Annotated in this window: 17 protein-coding genes; all 17 read right to left on the minus strand. The window is 38.7% G+C overall.

Going from position 1 to position 17,825, the window contains the following annotated elements; translation table 11 throughout:
• Window positions 1–7: 7 nt before the first annotated feature.
• The 17 genes from queE to BTR42_RS07160 all read right to left on the minus strand — a co-directional run bounded on the left by queE (window position 8) and on the right by BTR42_RS07160 (window position 17,721).
• Window positions 8–721 carry a 7-carboxy-7-deazaguanine synthase QueE gene (queE, locus tag BTR42_RS12755; protein WP_009854401.1) on the minus strand — a complete coding sequence of 238 codons (714 nt, stop codon included), beginning with the start codon at window positions 719–721 and terminating at the stop codon, window positions 8–10.
• The gene (queD, locus tag BTR42_RS07085) at window positions 714–1,160 is read right to left on the minus strand and encodes a 6-carboxytetrahydropterin synthase QueD (RefSeq protein ID WP_009854402.1); all 447 of its coding nucleotides are present in this window, start codon (window positions 1,158–1,160) and stop codon (window positions 714–716) included. Before queD ends, queE begins: the two co-directional genes overlap by 8 nt.
• A gap of 5 nt (window positions 1,161–1,165) precedes the next feature.
• Window positions 1,166–1,813 carry a 7-cyano-7-deazaguanine synthase QueC gene (queC, locus tag BTR42_RS07090; protein WP_043878574.1) on the minus strand — a complete coding sequence of 216 codons (648 nt, stop codon included), beginning with the start codon at window positions 1,811–1,813 and terminating at the stop codon, window positions 1,166–1,168.
• A 240-nt stretch (window positions 1,814–2,053) separates the two neighbouring features.
• Entirely contained in the window at window positions 2,054–3,823 is a 1,770-nt protein-coding gene (locus BTR42_RS07095) for an ABC transporter ATP-binding protein (protein ID WP_009854404.1), read from the minus strand.
• 2 nt (window positions 3,824–3,825) lie between these two features.
• The gene (locus tag BTR42_RS07100; protein WP_043878575.1) at window positions 3,826–5,565 is read right to left on the minus strand and encodes an ABC transporter ATP-binding protein; all 1,740 of its coding nucleotides are present in this window, start codon (window positions 5,563–5,565) and stop codon (window positions 3,826–3,828) included.
• A gap of 77 nt (window positions 5,566–5,642) precedes the next feature.
• Entirely contained in the window at window positions 5,643–7,514 is a 1,872-nt protein-coding gene (locus tag BTR42_RS07105) for an ABC-F family ATP-binding cassette domain-containing protein (protein ID WP_009854406.1), read from the minus strand.
• Window positions 7,511–8,716: a CCA tRNA nucleotidyltransferase gene (locus BTR42_RS07110; RefSeq protein WP_009854407.1), complete on the minus strand. Its 1,206-nt coding sequence runs from the start codon at window positions 8,714–8,716 to the stop codon at window positions 7,511–7,513. Before BTR42_RS07110 ends, BTR42_RS07105 begins: the two co-directional genes overlap by 4 nt.
• Window positions 8,713–9,480, minus strand: coding sequence for a 4-hydroxy-tetrahydrodipicolinate reductase (dapB, locus tag BTR42_RS07115; protein WP_009854408.1), 768 nt, complete (start codon window positions 9,478–9,480; stop codon window positions 8,713–8,715). Before dapB ends, BTR42_RS07110 begins: the two co-directional genes overlap by 4 nt.
• Before the next feature lie 19 nt (window positions 9,481–9,499).
• The gene (locus BTR42_RS07120; RefSeq protein WP_009854409.1) at window positions 9,500–10,348 is read right to left on the minus strand and encodes a DegV family protein; all 849 of its coding nucleotides are present in this window, start codon (window positions 10,346–10,348) and stop codon (window positions 9,500–9,502) included.
• The gene (locus BTR42_RS07125; protein ID WP_009854410.1) at window positions 10,348–10,728 is read right to left on the minus strand and encodes a DUF1149 family protein; all 381 of its coding nucleotides are present in this window, start codon (window positions 10,726–10,728) and stop codon (window positions 10,348–10,350) included. Before BTR42_RS07125 ends, BTR42_RS07120 begins: the two co-directional genes overlap by 1 nt.
• A 128-nt stretch (window positions 10,729–10,856) precedes the next feature.
• Entirely contained in the window at window positions 10,857–11,630 is a 774-nt protein-coding gene (locus BTR42_RS07130; RefSeq protein WP_009854411.1) for a TMEM175 family protein, read from the minus strand.
• Window positions 11,631–11,685: 55 nt separating this feature from the next.
• Entirely contained in the window at window positions 11,686–12,345 is a 660-nt protein-coding gene (locus BTR42_RS07135) for a glucosaminidase domain-containing protein (protein ID WP_043878660.1), read from the minus strand.
• Window positions 12,346–12,745: 400 nt separating this feature from the next.
• The gene (locus tag BTR42_RS07140; protein WP_043878576.1) at window positions 12,746–14,509 is read right to left on the minus strand and encodes a 1-deoxy-D-xylulose-5-phosphate synthase; all 1,764 of its coding nucleotides are present in this window, start codon (window positions 14,507–14,509) and stop codon (window positions 12,746–12,748) included.
• 179 nt (window positions 14,510–14,688) lie between these two features.
• Window positions 14,689–15,159, minus strand: a complete 471-nt coding sequence (locus BTR42_RS07145; protein WP_009854414.1) for a flavodoxin — start codon at window positions 15,157–15,159, stop codon at window positions 14,689–14,691.
• 91 nt (window positions 15,160–15,250) lie between these two features.
• Entirely contained in the window at window positions 15,251–15,868 is a 618-nt protein-coding gene (locus BTR42_RS07150; protein WP_012962086.1) for an SDR family oxidoreductase, read from the minus strand.
• 20 nt (window positions 15,869–15,888) lie between these two features.
• On the minus strand, window positions 15,889–16,686 hold the full coding sequence (locus BTR42_RS07155) for an aldo/keto reductase (protein WP_009854416.1): 798 nt from the start codon (window positions 16,684–16,686) through the stop codon (window positions 15,889–15,891).
• Window positions 16,687–16,734: 48 nt separating this feature from the next.
• A complete protein-coding gene (locus BTR42_RS07160; protein WP_039695094.1) occupies window positions 16,735–17,721 on the minus strand; it encodes an aldo/keto reductase in 987 nt (328 codons plus the stop codon).
• Window positions 17,722–17,825: the final 104 nt, after the last annotated feature.

Consider the following 17,825-nt stretch of genomic DNA (forward strand, 5'->3'; position numbering starts at 1 on the left):
TCTCCTTTTAAACACCGCGTTGGTTGTCATATAAAAGCGTGTGTAATTGTGGCAACACGCGCACGCTTTGCCATTCTGGGTCAGCTGCTACTGTCTCCCATAGTTGTCGCAAACGGTCGAGCTGGTGCTCCACGATGTTGCCGCTGGCGTGCGGTTCTGGATTACCAGCTGATAAATACAAAACATCAGGCTGATAACGTTTTTGAATCATTTTAGCAAATGCCAAATCGGCATCATCAAAAACTGGAATTTTAAAGGTGATTTGGTCTTTTTTCAATTGCGAAACAATAAAATCAAGCGTTTCAAAATTAACCGTCATCTTACTTGACGGTGGCTTGGGACTAAGCGTTACTTGGTCAATGTCCTTTAGCCACGTTTGCCAGCGTGAGCCTTGCGTTTCAATAGCTAAGGTCACCCCACGCGCTTTTAATTTGGCAACAAGCTCTGCCATATTATTTGCCAATAAACATGGATTGCCACCTGATAAAGTCACATAATCGTAGGTTCCCAATTGGTCAAGCTGCTCAATCACTTCATCAACAGTCATTCGCTTAGGCTTTTCTGAGCCATCCCAAGTAAAGGCAGAATCGCACCAATCGCAATGATAGTCACAGCCACCCGTTCTCACAAACATGGTCTTTTGCCCAATCGCTCTGCCCTCGCCTTGAAAAGTTGGACCAAAAATTTCAAGAATCGGAAGGGTTAACTGACGTTTAGTCATCAATCTCCCACTCCCTTCTAAATTCCGCAAATGATGTCGGCGTTTCATACAAGCGGACATATTCTACACGAATCTCACGTTCTTTTGGCAAATGCTGCGCGACTTGCTTAAAAATCCAGTAAACCATATTTTCTGCTGTGGTGTTCATATAGGGCAGGCTTTCATTGAGGTAATGGTGGTCTAAACTTGGTTCCAAATGTTTTTTGTAAATCTGTTTGAGGTCGCCAAAATCAACTGCCATGCCACGGTCATCAAGCAGTCCAGAAACCGCAATTTGCAAACAATAAGTATGTCCATGCAAAGCCTTACATTTACCATCATAATTGAACAAATGATGTGCCGCATCAAAGGTGAATTCTTTTGAAACCATGACACGACGTGGGCAATAAACCAAGGATTCACCCGTTGGGACTTTTAGCTCTTTTGGTATTTCAAACATTAGGCTTACCCTTTCTTTGCAAGGTATTTTTCAAGACCTGCCTGACGAAGCTTGCAAGCAGGACATTCACCGCAACCACTTCCTTTAATGCCGTTATAGCACGTTAGCGTATTTTCTCGAACATAATCAAATTTGCCAAGTTGGTCAGCTAATTCCCATGTTTCTGACTTATCAAGCCACATCAGCGGTGTTTGAATAACAAAATTATAATCCATTGCCAAATTCAGCGTAACATTGAGTGATTTGACAAAGGCATCACGACAGTCTGGATAACCTGAAAAATCCGTTTCACAAACGCCAGTAATAATGTCTGTGATACCAAGACGCTTCGCCAGCACAGCCGCAAACGATAAAAACAAATGATTTCGACCATCAACAAAAGTATTTGGCAAATCGTCATCTGGATTTTCGATTGCAATATCACGAGTCAAGGCATTTTCAGTTAATTGTCCCAATAAAGACATGTCTAGCAAATGGTTTTTAACCCCTTGTTCGGCAGCGATGTGTTTGGCTACTTCAATTTCCAAACTGTGACGTTGACCATAATTAAACGTGACAGTTTCCACGTGGTCGTAGTGTTTCAAAGCCCAAAATAGGCAAGTTGTTGAATCTTGTCCGCCACTAAAGACGACAAGTGCAGATTGACGTTTCATCTTATCTCCTCTATATCTTTTCAGATATTTGGGCAAAAGAAAAGCCCTCATGGGAATCCACAAGGGCGCTAATTCAGTCATTAGGCTGGTTTTTTTTAGCGATGGCTTTTCCCAAACATCGTTATTATTAACGTTACTATCATATCATCTTTGCAACAGATATTCAATGACTAAAAAATGCAAGAATAAGAAAACAGGACTTGCTTAAAACAAAATCCTGTTTTTTATTAATAATTATGCTTATTTGCTTTTGGCAAACTGGCTATTGTAAAGGTCATAATAGAAACCTTTCGCAGCTAATAAACTTTCATGATTGCCCTGTTCAATGATTTGACCATTGTTAAGCACCAAAATCTTATCAGCCTCTTGAATGGTTGATAGGCGGTGAGCAATGACAAAGCTTGTACGCCCTTCCATTAATTTAGCCATAGCCTTTTGAATCAATAATTCCAAACGTGTGTCAACAGATGACGTTGCTTCGTCCAAAATCAGGATTTTAGGGTCAGCAAGCAAGGCACGCGCAATGGTTAACAATTGTTTTTGACCAAGTGATACGTTGCTTGATTCTTGGTTCATTTCCATATTGTAACCACCAGGTAGCGTGCGAATAAAGTGGTCAACATTGGCAGCTTTAGCAGCCTCAACAACCTCTTCATCTGTCGCATCCAAGTTCCCAAAACGGAGATTTTCCTTGATACTTGCCTCGTAGAGCCACGCATCTTGCAAGACCATTCCAAATTGTTTGCGATATTCTTGACGTGACAAGTTGCGAATATCATGCCCATCAATTTTAATCGAACCAGAGGTAACGTCGTAGAATCGCATTAAAAGATTAATCAGCGTTGTCTTACCAGCCCCTGTTGGACCAACAATCGCCACCATTTCACCTGGTTTGACATCAAGATTGAAGTTTTGAATCAATGGTTTGTCTGCCACGTATTGGAAGGAAACATTTTCAAAGCTAACTTGACCTGTTAAATCATGTGTCAAATGCTCTGTTACATCAGCAACTTCTTCTGGCTCATCTAGAACTTCAAAGATACGGTCAAGTGATGACTTGGCACTTTGAAGAATACTTGCCAACTGTGTAATGGTTTGAACGGGTTGACTGACTTGCCAAACGTATTGAACGAAAGCTTGCATATTACCAACCGTCAAGTTCCCAGAAAGAACTTGCAAAGCTCCCAAAACTGCCACAATCAGGTAAGCCATATCAGAAATTGCACTAAGAACTGGCATCATAATTCCTGAAATAAAGCTTGCCTTGAAACCAACTTCTTGCAAATTTTGAGTGATTTCACGAAATTCTTCACTTGAAATTTCTTCACGACCATAAAGTTTGATAACGTTAAAGCCAGTTAGATTTTCCTGAACAAAACCGTTCATATCACCGAGAGCGTCAGCTTGTTTTTTGAAATAGGGTTGAGATTTTTTCAAAATAAACTGAGCACTGATATAAGTGATTGGAATGATTAAAATAACCACCAAAGCCAAACGCCAATTGAGGTAAAGCACCATGCAAATAACCAAGAAAATGGTTAAGAAAGCATTGATAATTTGAAGAAAGCTTTGTTGTAAAGCGTTTGAGACTGTTTCAACATCTGACGTAAAACGTCCCAAGACATTTCCGAATTGTTGACTGTCAAAATAAGAAACTGGAATTTTATTGATTTTTTCACTTAAATCTCGGCGCAAATCATGAATACTTTTTTGCACAGCGTCAGTCATGAAATAGTTTGACCAATAGCTTCCTAGCTCATAACCCAAACCTCGCAAGAAATAAAGGGCTAAAATCATTGCAATATAAGAAATATTGATATGAGCACCTGCTACACCGTGCGCCATGTCAAGAAGGTTTGCCGTCAATTCTGTAATGGCAAGCCCTAAAATAAAAGGTTCCAATACACTCATGACACTACTGAAAACTTTCAAGAAAATGGCAAGAAAAAGCGCACCTTTATATTGTTGGAGATAATCCCATAAACGTAGAAAAACGTTGCGTTTTGACATTGTTATTCTCCTTTCATCTCGTCTGCATTTTTCAATTGTGAGTTAGCAATTTCACGATAAATCGTGTTTGTTTGCATCAATTCATCATGTGTACCACGTCCCACAATTTCACCTTTATCGAGGACGATAATTTGGTCAGCATCCATGATCGTTCCCACACGTTGTGCCACAATAAGAACAGTCGCTTCTTGAGTAACTTCTTTCAAACGCTCACGCAATTGCGCATCTGTTTTATAATCAAGAGCTGAGAACGAATCATCAAAAATATAAATATCAGGTTTCTTAACAACCGCACGCGCAATGGACAACCGTTGTTTTTGTCCTCCTGATAAATTGCTACCACCTTCTGCCAAATGTGTTTGGTAACGCTCATCACGGCTTTCGATAAATTCTTTTGCTTGTGCAACATCTGCTGCTTCTTGCAATTCATCAACTGTTGCATCCGTTTTACCGTATTTTAGATTTTCGGCAATGGTTCCCGTAAACAAGAGCGCTTTTTGCGGAATAAAGCCAATCTTCTGACGTAGAGCTTTCAATTGATATTCTCTAACATCAACACCGTCAACCAAAATTTTACCAAGTGTGACATCGTAAAAACGTGGAATCAGATTGACAAGAGAAGATTTTCCAGAACCTGTTGAGCCGATAAAGGCAATGGTTTCGCCAGGCTTGGCTTTAAAGGAAATATCTTTTAAGACTGGACTTTCTGTCTCACCAGGGTAAGCAAAGGTCACCTTGTCAAATTCCAAATAACCTTTTGTTTCAGTCTCAGTCACACCATTTTCATTAGGTGTGATTGAAATTGGCATTGCCATAACTTCTGAAATACGCTCGCTTGAGACAACAACACGAGGATACATGGTAAAGAGATTGGCAAAAAGTAAGAATGAAAAGAGCGCATGGAAGCTATATTCAATAAAAGCAACCAGATTACCAATCTGCAAATCACCTCTTGAGAGCGGATTTAAGGCAAACCAGACAATGGCAACAATCATTGAGATGATGATAAAGACAAACAAAGGCTCTGTTAAACCAGTTAGCTTGAACAGACGACTTGAAATACCTTTATAGTCTTCGTTTTTACTATCAAAACGTTCTTCTTGAAAATCTTCTCTAGCAAAGGCGCGGATAACACGCAAACCAGTCAAATTTTCACGAACGTATTGGTTAATTTTATCAAGGGTGGCTTGTTGTTTTTCAGACAAAGGACGTGTGCGTGTCGCAACGTAATAAACCACAAGAACCAAAAAGGGAATAGCCACCGCAACAATCCATGCTAAAGACGGACTTGTTACCAGAATCATGACAACACTAAAAATAATCATGAGCGGTGTTACAACCCCCATACGTAGAGATTGTTCAGCAAATTGCATAAGAATAAATGCATCGCTTGTCATCCGAGTGACAAGTGATGACACACCGATTTGTTCGTATTCATGGTGTGAGTATTCCTGCAATTTATCGTACATGTCATTACGCATGTCTTTAATCATATTAGTCGTGATTTTTCCTGCCGCATAAGCCAAAGTAACACGACCAATCGCTCCAACAATAATCACGATAAACATAACAATTGCCCAAAAATAAACCTTATCTTTATTTCCAACTGTTATCCCTTGGTCAATCATACGAGCTAGTGCTGTTGGCAACCCAAGGTTAACCACGACAAATGTAAAAGCTCCTAATACATCCAAAATGAGCCATTTGGGATATTTTTTCAAATAAGTCCAAACTAGTTTCATAGTAACTTTCCTTTCTAATCTGTTCTCTATTTTTAAGTAACGAAATACCTTCTTTCTGCAAGAAAGAGTGACCATGCTTATTCAGCTAAGTCACTCAAATAATCGTATCTTTCATATTTTTCAAGTAGGGTTTCATTAGCTTCATCTAATGAACGTTGAAGCTCTGCTAATTTGCCATAATCACTGGCATTTTCCTGCATTTGCGCTTCAATAGTTTCGATGTCCTCTTCAAGTTTGGCAATCTCATCTTCGATGACTTCCCATTCTTGTTTTTCAAAGTAAGACATGCGTTTCTTCTTCGTTTTTTCCTTCTCAGTCTTTTGTGACGGCGCTTTTTTAGCTTGTTCCACTACGGCATTTTCTTCAAACGCTTTTTCATCAAGATAATCCGTATAATTTCCGAAGAATTCGCGAACACGCCCATTTTCAAATGCTAAGATTTTATTAGCCACTTTATCAAGGAAATAACGGTCGTGGCTAACCGTGATAACTGGTCCTGAGAATGTTTGCAAGAAACTTTCAAGAACTGTCAATGTTGCAATATCAAGGTCATTGGTTGGTTCGTCAAGAAGAAGCACATTTGGTTTTTCAATCAAAATTTTCAACAGGTAAAGGCGTTTTTTCTCACCACCAGATAATTTTGAAATCAATGTGCCATGTGTTGAACGTGGGAATAAGAATTGTTCTAACAAATCTGTGACACTTGTTGTTCCAACGCTTGTTTTGACCTCATCAGCTACTTCTTGCAAATAATTGATGACACGTTTGTTTTCATCCATGTCTTTTGTCAATTGTGAGAAATAGCCAATGCGAACCGTTTCACCAATTTCAAGATTCCCAGCTGTCGGCTGCAAATCACCATTTATCAAATTAAGAAGCGTTGATTTGCCGACACCGTTATCACCAACAATTCCGATTCGGTCTTTATTTTGCACCAAAAGGTTAAAGTCAGTCAAAATCTGTTTATCAGGATAAGCAAAGGAAACATTTTCAAAATTGATAACTTTTTTACCGATTCGGCTTGTTTCAAAATTAATCTCAAGCTCTGTTGATTGTGTCGCTCCTGACAAATCAGCTTTCAACTCATTGAAACGATTGATACGAGCTTGCTGTTTTGTCGCACGCGCTTGTGGTTGCGTACGCATCCAAGCTAATTCTTGCTTGTAAAGTTGTTTTTTCTTGTGAAGCGTTGCAGCGTCACGCTCATCTTGCTCCGCACGCAAACGCACATAATCTTGATAATTTCCTTGATATTCAGTCAATTGACTATTAGCCAATTCAAAAATACGCGTTGCCACATTATCCAAGAAATAACGATCGTGGGTAATGAAGAGCACCGTTTTCTTAGAATTTTTTAGGAAATTCGTCAACCAAGCAATGGTATCAATATCCAAGTGGTTGGTTGGCTCGTCCAATAATAACAAGTCTGCATCATTTAACAAAACTTGCGCCAACTGAACACGACGACGAAGCCCACCAGACAAAGCACCAACTTTTTGTGACAAATCGTCCAAACCTAGCTTTGTAAGAACAGTTTTGACTTCACTTTCAATCGCCCAAGCGTCAAGCGAATCCATTTCTGCCATGACTTTTTCAAGTTTAGCTTGATTAGCTTCATTGTAATCAGCCATCAAGGTCTCATAGGTCTTAATCAAAGTCATCTCACGCAAATCAGACGACAAAACTGTATCCAAAATAGTTTTATCATCATCAAATTCAGGCTCTTGGGTCAAATAAGCAATTTTATAACCATTCTTAGCTGAAAACGGCGATACGTCGCCATCAAAGCCAAGACGACCAGAAATGACATCAAGGAGCGTTGTTTTCCCCGTTCCATTGACACCAATAATACCAATGCGGTCAAAATCATGAATAATAAAGGAAATATCACGAAAAACAGTCTTATCACCGACTGATTTTGTTAAGTATTCTACGATAAAATCACTCATTTGTTTTCCTTTCTAATAAAGTCAAAAATAGCTTCTTTGTCATTGGCAAGCTCACCAAGAACAATTTTTTCCTCTATTTCTTTTAATACCCGCCCTAATTCTGGACCAGGTTTGTATTGTAATTCTTTGATTAAAACTCCGCCATTGACAACAATTTCGTGTTTATCATGAATGGTTAATTCTTTATCTAAACGCTCAATACGCTCAAAATCAACTGGCAAACCAAAACCAGCACGCAAAGCTTCTGCTTGTTCAATCAAACAACTGCCATAACGGTACATTTCCATCTTATCAAGCTCATTTTCTAGACGGAAACGGTAAATCGCCACAATCTTTTCGACATCTTTTTGAAATTGACTTGATGTTTTCCATGCTTTCAAAAAGACACGAACGTCTTTGACATCTAAAGCTAATAGCAAAGCTGACCAAGCTTGTTCAGACGTTTTAAAGTGATAATCACAAGCCAAATCGTCAAGTAATTGCTGTAAATTGTCATGAGCATTCTCAAGATATGGTAAATATTTTTGAGCTTGACTAGTAATCATGGCTTTAATCCCTTTACGCCAGAAAGGTGCCATCAATAATTTATCAAATTCAATAAAAGAGCGCTCTACCGAAATTTTTTCAAGTAAGGGCGCATGTGCTGCCATAGCAGCAAACGTATCAGGTTCAATATCAAAATCAAGACTAGCCGCAAAACGGAAACCGCGCATAATGCGCAGCGCATCTTCGTTAAAACGCTCCGCAGGATTTCCCACCGCACGTAATAACTTAGCTTCCAAATCTGCCAAACCGTTGAACTTATCAATAATTAAACCTGTCTCATCAAGTGCAAAAGCATTGACTGTAAAATCGCGACGTTTCAAATCTTCCTCTAGAGAACGCACAAATGACACGCTGCTAGGTCTGCGGTAATCCACGTAAACATCTTCTGTACGGAAAGTGGTGATTTCATACTCGCCACCTTCTTCTAAAACAAGAACCGTGCCATGCTCAATCCCAATATCAACCGTACGATGAAAAATGCTTTTAGTCTCTTCTGGATAAGAACTTGTTGCAATATCAACGTCGTGAATTGGACGATTTAGTAAAACATCACGAACGCTACCGCCGACAAAATAAGCTTCGTAGCCAGCTTCGCGAATTTTTTTCAAGATTGGTAAAGCCTCCTGAAATTCAGAAGGCAGATTGTTTAATTTCATAGTAATTTTTCCAAACCATAAACGAGTTTATCTCGTTTGACAACTGCTTTAATTCCAATATTAACACCACTCATAAACGAAATACGATCATAAGAATCATGACGAAGTGTTAATCCCTCACCTTGGGCACCGAAAATGACTTCTTGGTGCGCAACCAAGCCAGGTAAACGAACACTATGGATACGCATACCATCAAAATCAGCTCCACGCGCTCCTTTTAACGTTTCAACTTCATCTGCAGCCCCTTGTTTTTTAGGTTGACGAACTTCACGAATCAATTCCGCTGTTTTCACAGCTGTACCTGAAGGAGCATCTTTCTTATTGTCATGATGTAGTTCAATGATTTCAAGGTCCGGAAAATATTTGGCAGCCTTAGCGGCAAATTCCATGAGTAAAATAGCACCAATTGCAAAGTTTGGAGCAATCAAACCACCTGTTTTCTTTTCTTCAGAAAGAGCGATTAATTCAGCGATTTCATCTTCTGAAAATCCTGTCGTTCCAACAACGGGAGCGAAGCCATTTTCTAAAGCAAAGCGGGTATTTTCATAAGCAACTGCTGGCATGGTAAAATCAACCCAAACATCTGCATCAAACCCAACTAATTGTGATTTGTCTGTGAATACTGGGACACCATCCACGTCTGATTCTGTCGCAAATGGGTCAAGTAATGCGGCTAAGGTTAATTCGTCATCTCCCTTAACCATATTAACTGCTGCTGACCCCATTCGTCCTTTAAAACCTGCAATGATAACTTTAATACTCATGTTTTTTCCTCTCTAACACTTAAACAATTGGTGTGAAACCAAATGCAACTGCGCCTTCCCCTAAATGAGTAGCAATAACACCATCAAATGTAACAATTTTAAGATTTTCAGCCTGACCTCTGTCGGCTAAAGTCTGATAAAACTGTTGCGCTTTTTCTTCTGCTCGCGAATGAATGATGAAAACTTCATAATCACCATTAACAGTCACTTCAGACAAAACGTCAATTAAACGCTTGATAGCTTTTTTCTCAGTTCTCACTTTTTCGAAAACTTCGATAACACCTTCGTCATTAAAATAAAGAATTGGCTTGATGCTAAGCAAATTTCCGATAAGTGCTGAGCCATTTGACAAACGTCCACCTTTTACCAAGTGATTCAAATCATCAACCATAATAAAGGCGCTTGTTCCGTCAATTTGTTGTTGCAATTTGGCTAAAATATCGTCGAAATCCATACCAGCTTCTGCCCAATTCAACGTATTTCTTACCATGCTGCCAAGTGGTGCGCAAGTAATTTTGCTATCTGGGAAAGCAATGGTCAATTCTGGATAATCGTCAACTAGAAATTGAATATTTTGCCAAAATCCTGAAATTCCTGAAGATAAGAATAAACCGATGACATGTGTGTAACCTTCTGAAGACAACTGTGACAAAATCTCGTCTAGTTTTGCCAAACTCGGTTGGCTTGTTTTCGGAAGAACAGGCGACATTGCCATTTTCTTGTAAAAATCATCCAAACTCAAGTTCTTACCTTCAACGTAGCTAATCCCACCAATTATGATTGGAATATCCAAAATGTGAAGGTTCTCTTTTTGTTTGATGTCATCTGACAAAACTGCGGTTGTATCTGTAATAACTGCTAATTTCATTAGTTTCTAAACTCCAATTTAATCCCTGGACGGTCTAGGGCAATTTCGGTTACTTCATACGTTAAGCGTTGCACAATGTCTAATAGCGGTGCGGCTAAATTTTCAACTTCTTCTTTGGTGAATTCACTTGGTTCGTTAACAATACGATTTTTAATGTGAACCATTTGTGACACAACGCCACTGATAACGAATTCTTTTTTAACGACCATAAATTGTAATACTGATACAATCGTTGTTTGGTTGTTTTCTGTATCTTTTTTTACTAATTGAAAAGTTACTTCAAAATTAGTCTTTGGTGTACCATTTTTCTTTTCCCATTCGAGATTTCTTGCATCATAATGGTACTGGTTTACAAATTCTTTTTCGCGTACTAATTCCATACTGGTCTCCTCTTTTGTATATCACCATTCATTATAGCATAAATAGCCTATATTTTGCACATTTTTCTTTGAAGTTTGAAATAATACTGAACATTCTTTTTTAATGTTTTTTCTCTTTTACATTCAATTTAATGTTTTTTAGATTTATGATTTTTAGAATGTCTTTTCTGATGTTCAGCATGGCGTTCAGCCACTTCTTGACGATGAATTTGCTGACGTTGTTTAATGTTTTCGTGTCTTTCCTGTAAGTTTTCTACCGCAGCACGATGTTCAACAATTTCTTTAAAAGTTTGTCCTTCATGGAAGGCTGCTTCCATTACACGCCCACGTTTAAAATTTCCAATAAATTCTAGAAAAGGCGTTAAAATATAAATATAAACGCCAACGGTGTTAAAGCAAAGTGCAATCAACATCATCACAATGTCTGAAATTAGACTAACTAATGTCCGACGTTTAAGCCAATCATTAAGCATATGTGTACGTTCATCATCTTTATCCACTAAATTCTTTATAGTCTGCATAGCCAACTCATAGGTCATACGATTAATCAAAAATGCAGTTGCTAAATTAATACCACCAAAGAAAATAATAGCAATCCATTTGATATTAAATTCTACGAGCATCTTTGTTGCTAAAGGGTAAAGCGATAAAATTGCATGCGCAATAACATCCATAACAAATGTTCTAAAAGTTGTCGTCTCTGTTGCACGCATAGCTTGAAAACGACGATACCAAAAATTAATAATAATAACAAAGCTCACCAAAAAAAGAGCTATTTCTTCTAGAAGATACGGCAACTCCTTTGTCGTAGCAGGAACAGCGATTTCCAACACCAAAATAGTCATAACTATAGCAACAATAGCATCACTCAAGGCATCAAAACGCTCTTTTAATTGTTTCATAAGTACTCCCTTTTTATTTTAATTACACATTAGCTTCAATATATCCCTTATTCACTCACCAACTATCATAAACAGTAAGTCCGTATTGTTCAATCAGTCGATTAAGTTTTGTTCCATATGAAGTGTCTGTAGCATAGGTACCTGTAAGAGCTGCAGTCGCATCCTTGTAGGAAGTTGTGTTTGATCTATGCACACCAGCATAAATATCTTTTTGGAGAAATTGGGCATAATCTTCCAATGACTCTGCTTGGCTACCATACGAGCGAAATTTGGCATCAATGGTATAAGCATTACCACTTCCGTCATCTTCCCACGTTTTCATCGTGACTGATTGCCCATTGTAGTCCCCTTTTATGCCAAAAAAGTTATAATTAGGTGCTTGACTGAGAGCTGATTGACCGCTGTTTGATTCTAGAATCGCTTGCGCAATCATCACCGAAGCATAAAGGTCATTTTGCGCAGCAATTTGCCGTGCGGATTCGCCAATACTTTCAATAAAATTTATCGTTATTTGGTCAGATATTGTAGTAGAACTTGTGGTGTCAGCAGTTGCCGTACTATCTGCATCTTGTGCTTGATAAGTGAAAATCACTAAGGCGACACAAGCTAAAACCGCCAACAAACTCATGCCATATAAAGTCCATTTAGGAACTTTTTTCTGCCGACGATGACTTCTCGCTTTCTTTCTAACCTTTCGTTTTCTTGTTTTTGCCAAATCTGTCAATCCTTTCGCAAATTCACCTTTCAGTATAACAAATTTTTAATAAAAAAGAGACTGATAACTGTTGTCAAAAATAAAAATCAGCACCCAAAAGAGTGCCGATTATCAGCGTATTAGAACCCAGTAATTGATTATTTGAGGTTGGAAATCTAGCTTACAAAGCAAACATTAAAAAGTGCCTAATCAATTGAGCATGGGAAATCTAAATTAACCAAAGGTGACTAGCGCTGTTTTAATATGCCTTGACAGCGACCTTTAACAATCTATTTCCAGATTATTGAAATTCAAACGGCATGTAACTGCATAAACAAAGAAGCTGAGCACTTGGTCTCAGCTTCTTTGAAGGCAAGTTTTGCCTTTTATCATGTTGACCGTTACTTACACTGAAAAGTTTTTATTCTGCCAAATTTTTTAAAACATTGTTAACGATATTTTCGACAGTAATGCCATTTTCTGCTAACAATTCTTGCGCATTGTAGCGGTCATGAAAGGCTTTTTCAACACCGTAATTTTGGACTTTAAGTTCCGTATCACCAAGGTAGCTTGCAATCATTTGACCGTAGCCACCTTCTAAAATACCGTCTTCCAAAGTAACCACGACTTGGTGCTCAGCTTCTAAACTATCAAGTAATTCTTCGTCCAATCCTGTGATGAATTTTGGATTAACAATTGTCGCTGTAATACCATGTTTGTCAGCCAATTCTTTAGCAACTTCCTCTGCCAATCCGTAGAAATTACCAAGACCAAAGAGCGCTACTTGACTACCTTTTTGAGTCACTTGGTTCTTATTAAGAATTGAATAATCTGTCGTATCAGCAATACCAATTTCACGAAGTGGACCAACTGGAATGCGGATAGCTACTGGGTGTTCTTTTTGCTCAATTGCCCAATCAAGCATGGCAAGATGTTCTTCTTTACTTGTTGGTGCCAAGTAAACCACGTTTGGAATGTGAGCTAAGAATGGAATATCAAAGAAACCAAGATGACTTTCGTCGTTCAAAGAGCTAACAGACGCCATGTAAACAAGAGCTGTTACTGGCAAATTATTCAAAGCAATGTCATGTGACCATTGGTCATAAGTACGTTGCATAAATGTAGAAGCAACATACCAGACTGGTTTTGCACCGTTTTTAGCAAGCCCAGCTGACATTGTAGCTGCTTCTTCTTCAGCAATACCCACATCAACAAATTGTTTACCTGCTTGTTTGCGTTGGTCTTGGCTCAACATAAACATTGGTGTTCCAGCATTTACGGCAACTACTGTTGAGTCATTTTTGATTTTATCTAAGACAAAATCTGTTGTAATGCTGTTGTATGTTTCAGCAGCGCCTGCACCACCAAGATATTCTCCTGTCTCAGGATTATATGGTCCCCCCGCATGGAAAGCTTCACGATTTTCTTCCATGAATGACACACCATGCCCTTTTTGCGTATGAATGTGTAGCAAAACTGGGTGACTAGCGTCTTTGACTTCTTCAAATAAAGCAATCAATTGGTCGAGATTATTTCCTGCGTCAAGGTAATGATAATCAAAACCGAGAGCTTTGAAAAGATTATTGTCAGCTTGACCGTTGCTTTCACGTAAGTCACGAAGTGCTGTGTAAATACCGCCAGTTGGGTTAACAGCGATTGATTGGTCGTTATCGTTAATAACGACAATCGTATTTGTCCCTTCTGTTGCGATTTGGTTTAGCCCTTCATACGCCATACCACCTGAAAGAGAACCATCACCAATAACCGCCACAACATTATAAGCTTCATCTTTCAAATCACGCGCTTTAGCCACACCAGAAGCAAGTGACAATGATGTTGACGTGTGACCTACTGTGAAGAGGTCGTGTTCGCTTTCTTTAGGATTTGTGTAACCTGATACGTCATCATAATGCGCTGGGTCAAGAAAAGCTTGCGCACGCCCAGTCAACATTTTATGAACGTATGATTGGTGTGACACGTCAAAAATGAATTTATCTATTGGTGAATTAAAGACATAGTGCATAGCAACTGTCATTTCAACCATACCAAAGTTTGGTCCGTTGTGTCCACCATGTTGGCTTGTTTTTTCAAGAAGCGCTTGTCGTGCTTCATCAACAACACGGTGCAAATCTTCACGTGATAATTGTTTTAAATCTTGTGGTGATGAAATTGTTTCAAGTACCATAAATTCTCCTTCTTTCATCTAAGAATCAATTGAAAAGTTTCATAACATTCTATTCCCAAATTGATTAATATCTTCAAAAATCAGCTAAAAACTCACTAATTTTTGCAAGTAATGCTATCATACACCCTGGAGTGCACTCCAAGTCAAATACTTTTTTAATTTTTTTCAATAATAATAAACTAACTAATCAGACCATTGTCTGCCAACCAGCTATTAATCGACGTTTCACTTGATAAAATACGCCCCTTGACAGGATTTTTCAGCAAATTATCCATTTCAATCTGGGCATCGCTATAAGTTGAACCGCCAGAGGTTGCAAAACTAGCGACTTTTTTCCCAGTCAAGTCCAAAGCTTCGATGACCGTATAGATGATACGTGGCGGAATTCCCCACCAAATCGGATGACCAAAAATAACCGTGTCATATTGGCTAATATCAGGCAATTTCCCGTGATAAGCTGGGCGACTGGCTGAATCTTTTTGTTCAACATTGGCACGACAATTTGGAATTATCCAGTCTAAATCCTTACTTGTATAGGGATTTTCAACGTCAATTTGATACAAATCAGCGCCTATTTTACGTGCCATTTGCTGGGCGACACGTTTCGTATTTCCTGTAATGGAAAAGTAAATAATCAATGATTTCGACATCAGAATCCTCCCTTCTGAAAGTCATTAAACTTTCCAAGTGTCCTTATCATACACCTTAGAGTCAACTCTAAGTCAAGTGTTTTTTTTGCATTTAATCAAATAATTGTGAAATGGCTGTGCTACCAGGATTGATCGCAATCACACGTTTAAAAGTTGACGGTTTGTCAACAATTTCTGCTAAAACACTCGCCACATCTTCAATTGAAATAGCGGTAAAGCCTTTATCTCCCAAAGCAATGTGACCTTGCCCTGCTTCTTCCAATAAATTTCCTGGCTGAACAATCGTGTAGTCCAAACCAGATTGATTCACCAGATAATTATCCGCAAAGAATTTAGCGATATAATAATCAGTCAGATTATCTGGCCATTTATCAGGTGTTAAGGAATAAAGTGCACTCAACATCACAAAACGAGTAATGCCAGCTTTTTTAGCTGCCTGCATTAATTTGACAGCACCGTAGGCATCGGTTTGTAGCAAATCCTTACCACGAGAACCCGCCGCAAACACAACAACGTCAGCACCTTTTAAAAGTTCTGCAATATTATCAACCGAAGCATGCAAATCCATTTTCTGCGGTGTAACGTTGGGCAGTTCAACAACTGCTTCTGGACGACGAGCACCCGCAATCACTTGGTAATTTTTTGCTGATAATTTTTTCAAAAGTTCTGTCGCTACACGACCTGTCGAACCTGCCACAAAAATCTTCATTTTGATACTCCTTTCCTGTCTCATTCGTTCCAACCAAATAAACCATGTCCACGGTCAAGCTGACGAATTGCTTCCATATCTTTAGCAGACAATTCAAAATCAAAAACCTCAAAATTCTCTTTCATCCGCTCACTATTGGCTGATTTTGGAATAGCTACCACACCTTCTTGAAGTAAAAAGCGTAAAATAACCTGCGCAGCTGTCTTGTGATATTGGCTGCCAATCGTTGTTAACAAAGGATGATTAAAAATATTTTCCTTGCCTTCGCCAAAGGGCGCCCAAGATTCAAATTGAATATCATTTTTGTGGCAAAATTGTCGCATAGCAACTTGTTGCTGAAAAACGTGCATTTCATTTTGGAGCACCGCTGGTTTCACAGAAAATTTAGCTAAAATTCCTTTGATTTGTTCTTGGTTAAAATTCGACAAACCGATTGCTTTTAATTGACCTGCTTGATAAGCTTCTTGCAAAGCTTGGTAAGTTCCTTCGTAATCAGATACCACCCAATGAATCAACATCAAATCAATATAATCTGTTTGCAAATTCTTTAAAGCCTGCGCAATCTGTGCCTTTGTCGCACGATAACCTGATGTTGCTAATTGGGTTGTGATGAAAAAGTTCTCTCTTGGCAAACCAGACGCCTTAATCGCCTGACCAACACCAACTTCATTACGATAATATTGTGCCGTATCAATGTGACGGTAGCCTGTTTTTATCGCTAGACTAACAATTCTCTCTGTCTCTTTTTCAGGAATTTGATAAACACCAAATCCCAACTGAGGCATCTGTGTCCCAGTGTTGAGTGTTACGTATTGCATCGCTTTCTCCTTTCGCTTTGAAATGAAAGAAAAGATTGAAAAGTCACCTTACAAAGCCCCAACAATTTTATGTGGTAAATAGTTTTCGTCCAAATAAGCCATATCGTCATTTGTCAAAGTCACATCAAAAGCCCCCATGAAATCATCTAGGTATTTTTCTTTTGTCACTCCAACAATCGGTGAGTCAATCCCTTTTTGCCATAGCCAAGCAAGAGCAACTTGGGCACGAGTAACACCGTATTTTTCTGCAACTTCTGCCACTCGCGCTACGATAGCTTTATCTTGTTCTTCGGTGCTATCGTATTTCATTTTGGCTGTTTCATCTGTCTTACTACGTGCAGTATCCGCATCCCAATCGCGCACCACGCGACCTGCTGCCAAAGGACTATAAGGCGCTAAACCAACACCTGAATCTTTACAAAACGGAATCATTTCACGTTCGTCCTCACGATAAAGCATATTGTAATGATTTTGCATGACTGAAAATTTTGTCCAACCATTTTTCTCAGCCACATACTGCGCTTTTTGGAACTGCCAAGCATACATTGCTGACGCACCAAGATAATGCACCTTACCAGAGCGCACTAAATCATTAAGTGCAGACATAGTTTCTTCAATCGGTGTGTTATAATCCCAACGATGAATGTAAAGCACATCAATATAATCTGTTCCTAAACGTTTAAGACTAGCTTCGACTTGACTAAAAATTGCTTTTCGTGACAAACCAGTTGTATTTCGTCCCTCGTGTAAACCATCACCAAAGAAAACCTTTGTGGCAATAATCACTTCATCACGATCCGCAAAGTCACGAAGAGCACGACCAAGGTATTCCTCACTTGTTCCTTTTCCGTAAACATTTGCTGTATCGAAAAAGTTAATGCCCAAATCTAAGGCTTTCTTAATGATGATACGTGATTTTTCTTCATCTAAAAGCCAACCGGAATGAAAACCAAGACTAGCATCACCAAAACTCATGCAACCAAGACATAATTTTGACACTTCAAGACCTGTATTTCCCAATTTTGTGTATTCCATACGAAACCTCCAATAAATTTCTATTTTTCTAAACGTTTTCATTGTACACCTTGGAGTTAACTCCAAGTCAAGTAAAAACATTATTTTAAAAAATAAAAAAGTTT

This window comes from Streptococcus gallolyticus subsp. gallolyticus DSM 16831 (assembly GCF_002000985.1).
Classification (GTDB): Bacteria; Bacillota; Bacilli; order Lactobacillales; family Streptococcaceae; genus Streptococcus; species Streptococcus gallolyticus.

Bases quoted from the DNA above. Each gene is read 5' to 3' on its own strand.
- BTR42_RS07145 (WP_009854414.1), bottom strand. From the start codon at position 15,159: ATGTCGAAATCATTGATTATTTACTTTTCCATTACAGGAAATACGAAA.
- queD (WP_009854402.1), bottom strand. From the start codon at position 1,160: ATGTTTGAAATACCAAAAGAGCTAAAAGTCCCAACGGGTGAATCCTTG.
- BTR42_RS07140 (WP_043878576.1), bottom strand. From the start codon at position 14,509: ATGGTACTTGAAACAATTTCATCACCACAAGATTTAAAACAATTATCA.
- BTR42_RS07160 (WP_039695094.1), bottom strand. From the start codon at position 17,721: ATGGAATACACAAAATTGGGAAATACAGGTCTTGAAGTGTCAAAATTA.
- BTR42_RS07105 (WP_009854406.1), bottom strand. From the start codon at position 7,514: ATGAGTGATTTTATCGTAGAATACTTAACAAAATCAGTCGGTGATAAG.
- BTR42_RS07130 (WP_009854411.1), bottom strand. From the start codon at position 11,630: ATGAAACAATTAAAAGAGCGTTTTGATGCCTTGAGTGATGCTATTGTT.
- BTR42_RS07095 (WP_009854404.1), bottom strand. From the start codon at position 3,823: ATGTCAAAACGCAACGTTTTTCTACGTTTATGGGATTATCTCCAACAA.
- queC (WP_043878574.1), bottom strand. From the start codon at position 1,813: ATGAAACGTCAATCTGCACTTGTCGTCTTTAGTGGCGGACAAGATTCA.
- BTR42_RS07100 (WP_043878575.1), bottom strand. From the start codon at position 5,565: ATGAAACTAGTTTGGACTTATTTGAAAAAATATCCCAAATGGCTCATT.
- BTR42_RS07125 (WP_009854410.1), bottom strand. From the start codon at position 10,728: ATGGAATTAGTACGCGAAAAAGAATTTGTAAACCAGTACCATTATGAT.
- BTR42_RS07150 (WP_012962086.1), bottom strand. From the start codon at position 15,868: ATGAAGATTTTTGTGGCAGGTTCGACAGGTCGTGTAGCGACAGAACTT.
- BTR42_RS07110 (WP_009854407.1), bottom strand. From the start codon at position 8,716: ATGAAATTAAACAATCTGCCTTCTGAATTTCAGGAGGCTTTACCAATC.
- BTR42_RS07120 (WP_009854409.1), bottom strand. From the start codon at position 10,348: ATGAAATTAGCAGTTATTACAGATACAACCGCAGTTTTGTCAGATGAC.
- dapB (WP_009854408.1), bottom strand. From the start codon at position 9,480: ATGAGTATTAAAGTTATCATTGCAGGTTTTAAAGGACGAATGGGGTCA.
- BTR42_RS07155 (WP_009854416.1), bottom strand. From the start codon at position 16,686: ATGCAATACGTAACACTCAACACTGGGACACAGATGCCTCAGTTGGGA.
- queE (WP_009854401.1), bottom strand. From the start codon at position 721: ATGACTAAACGTCAGTTAACCCTTCCGATTCTTGAAATTTTTGGTCCA.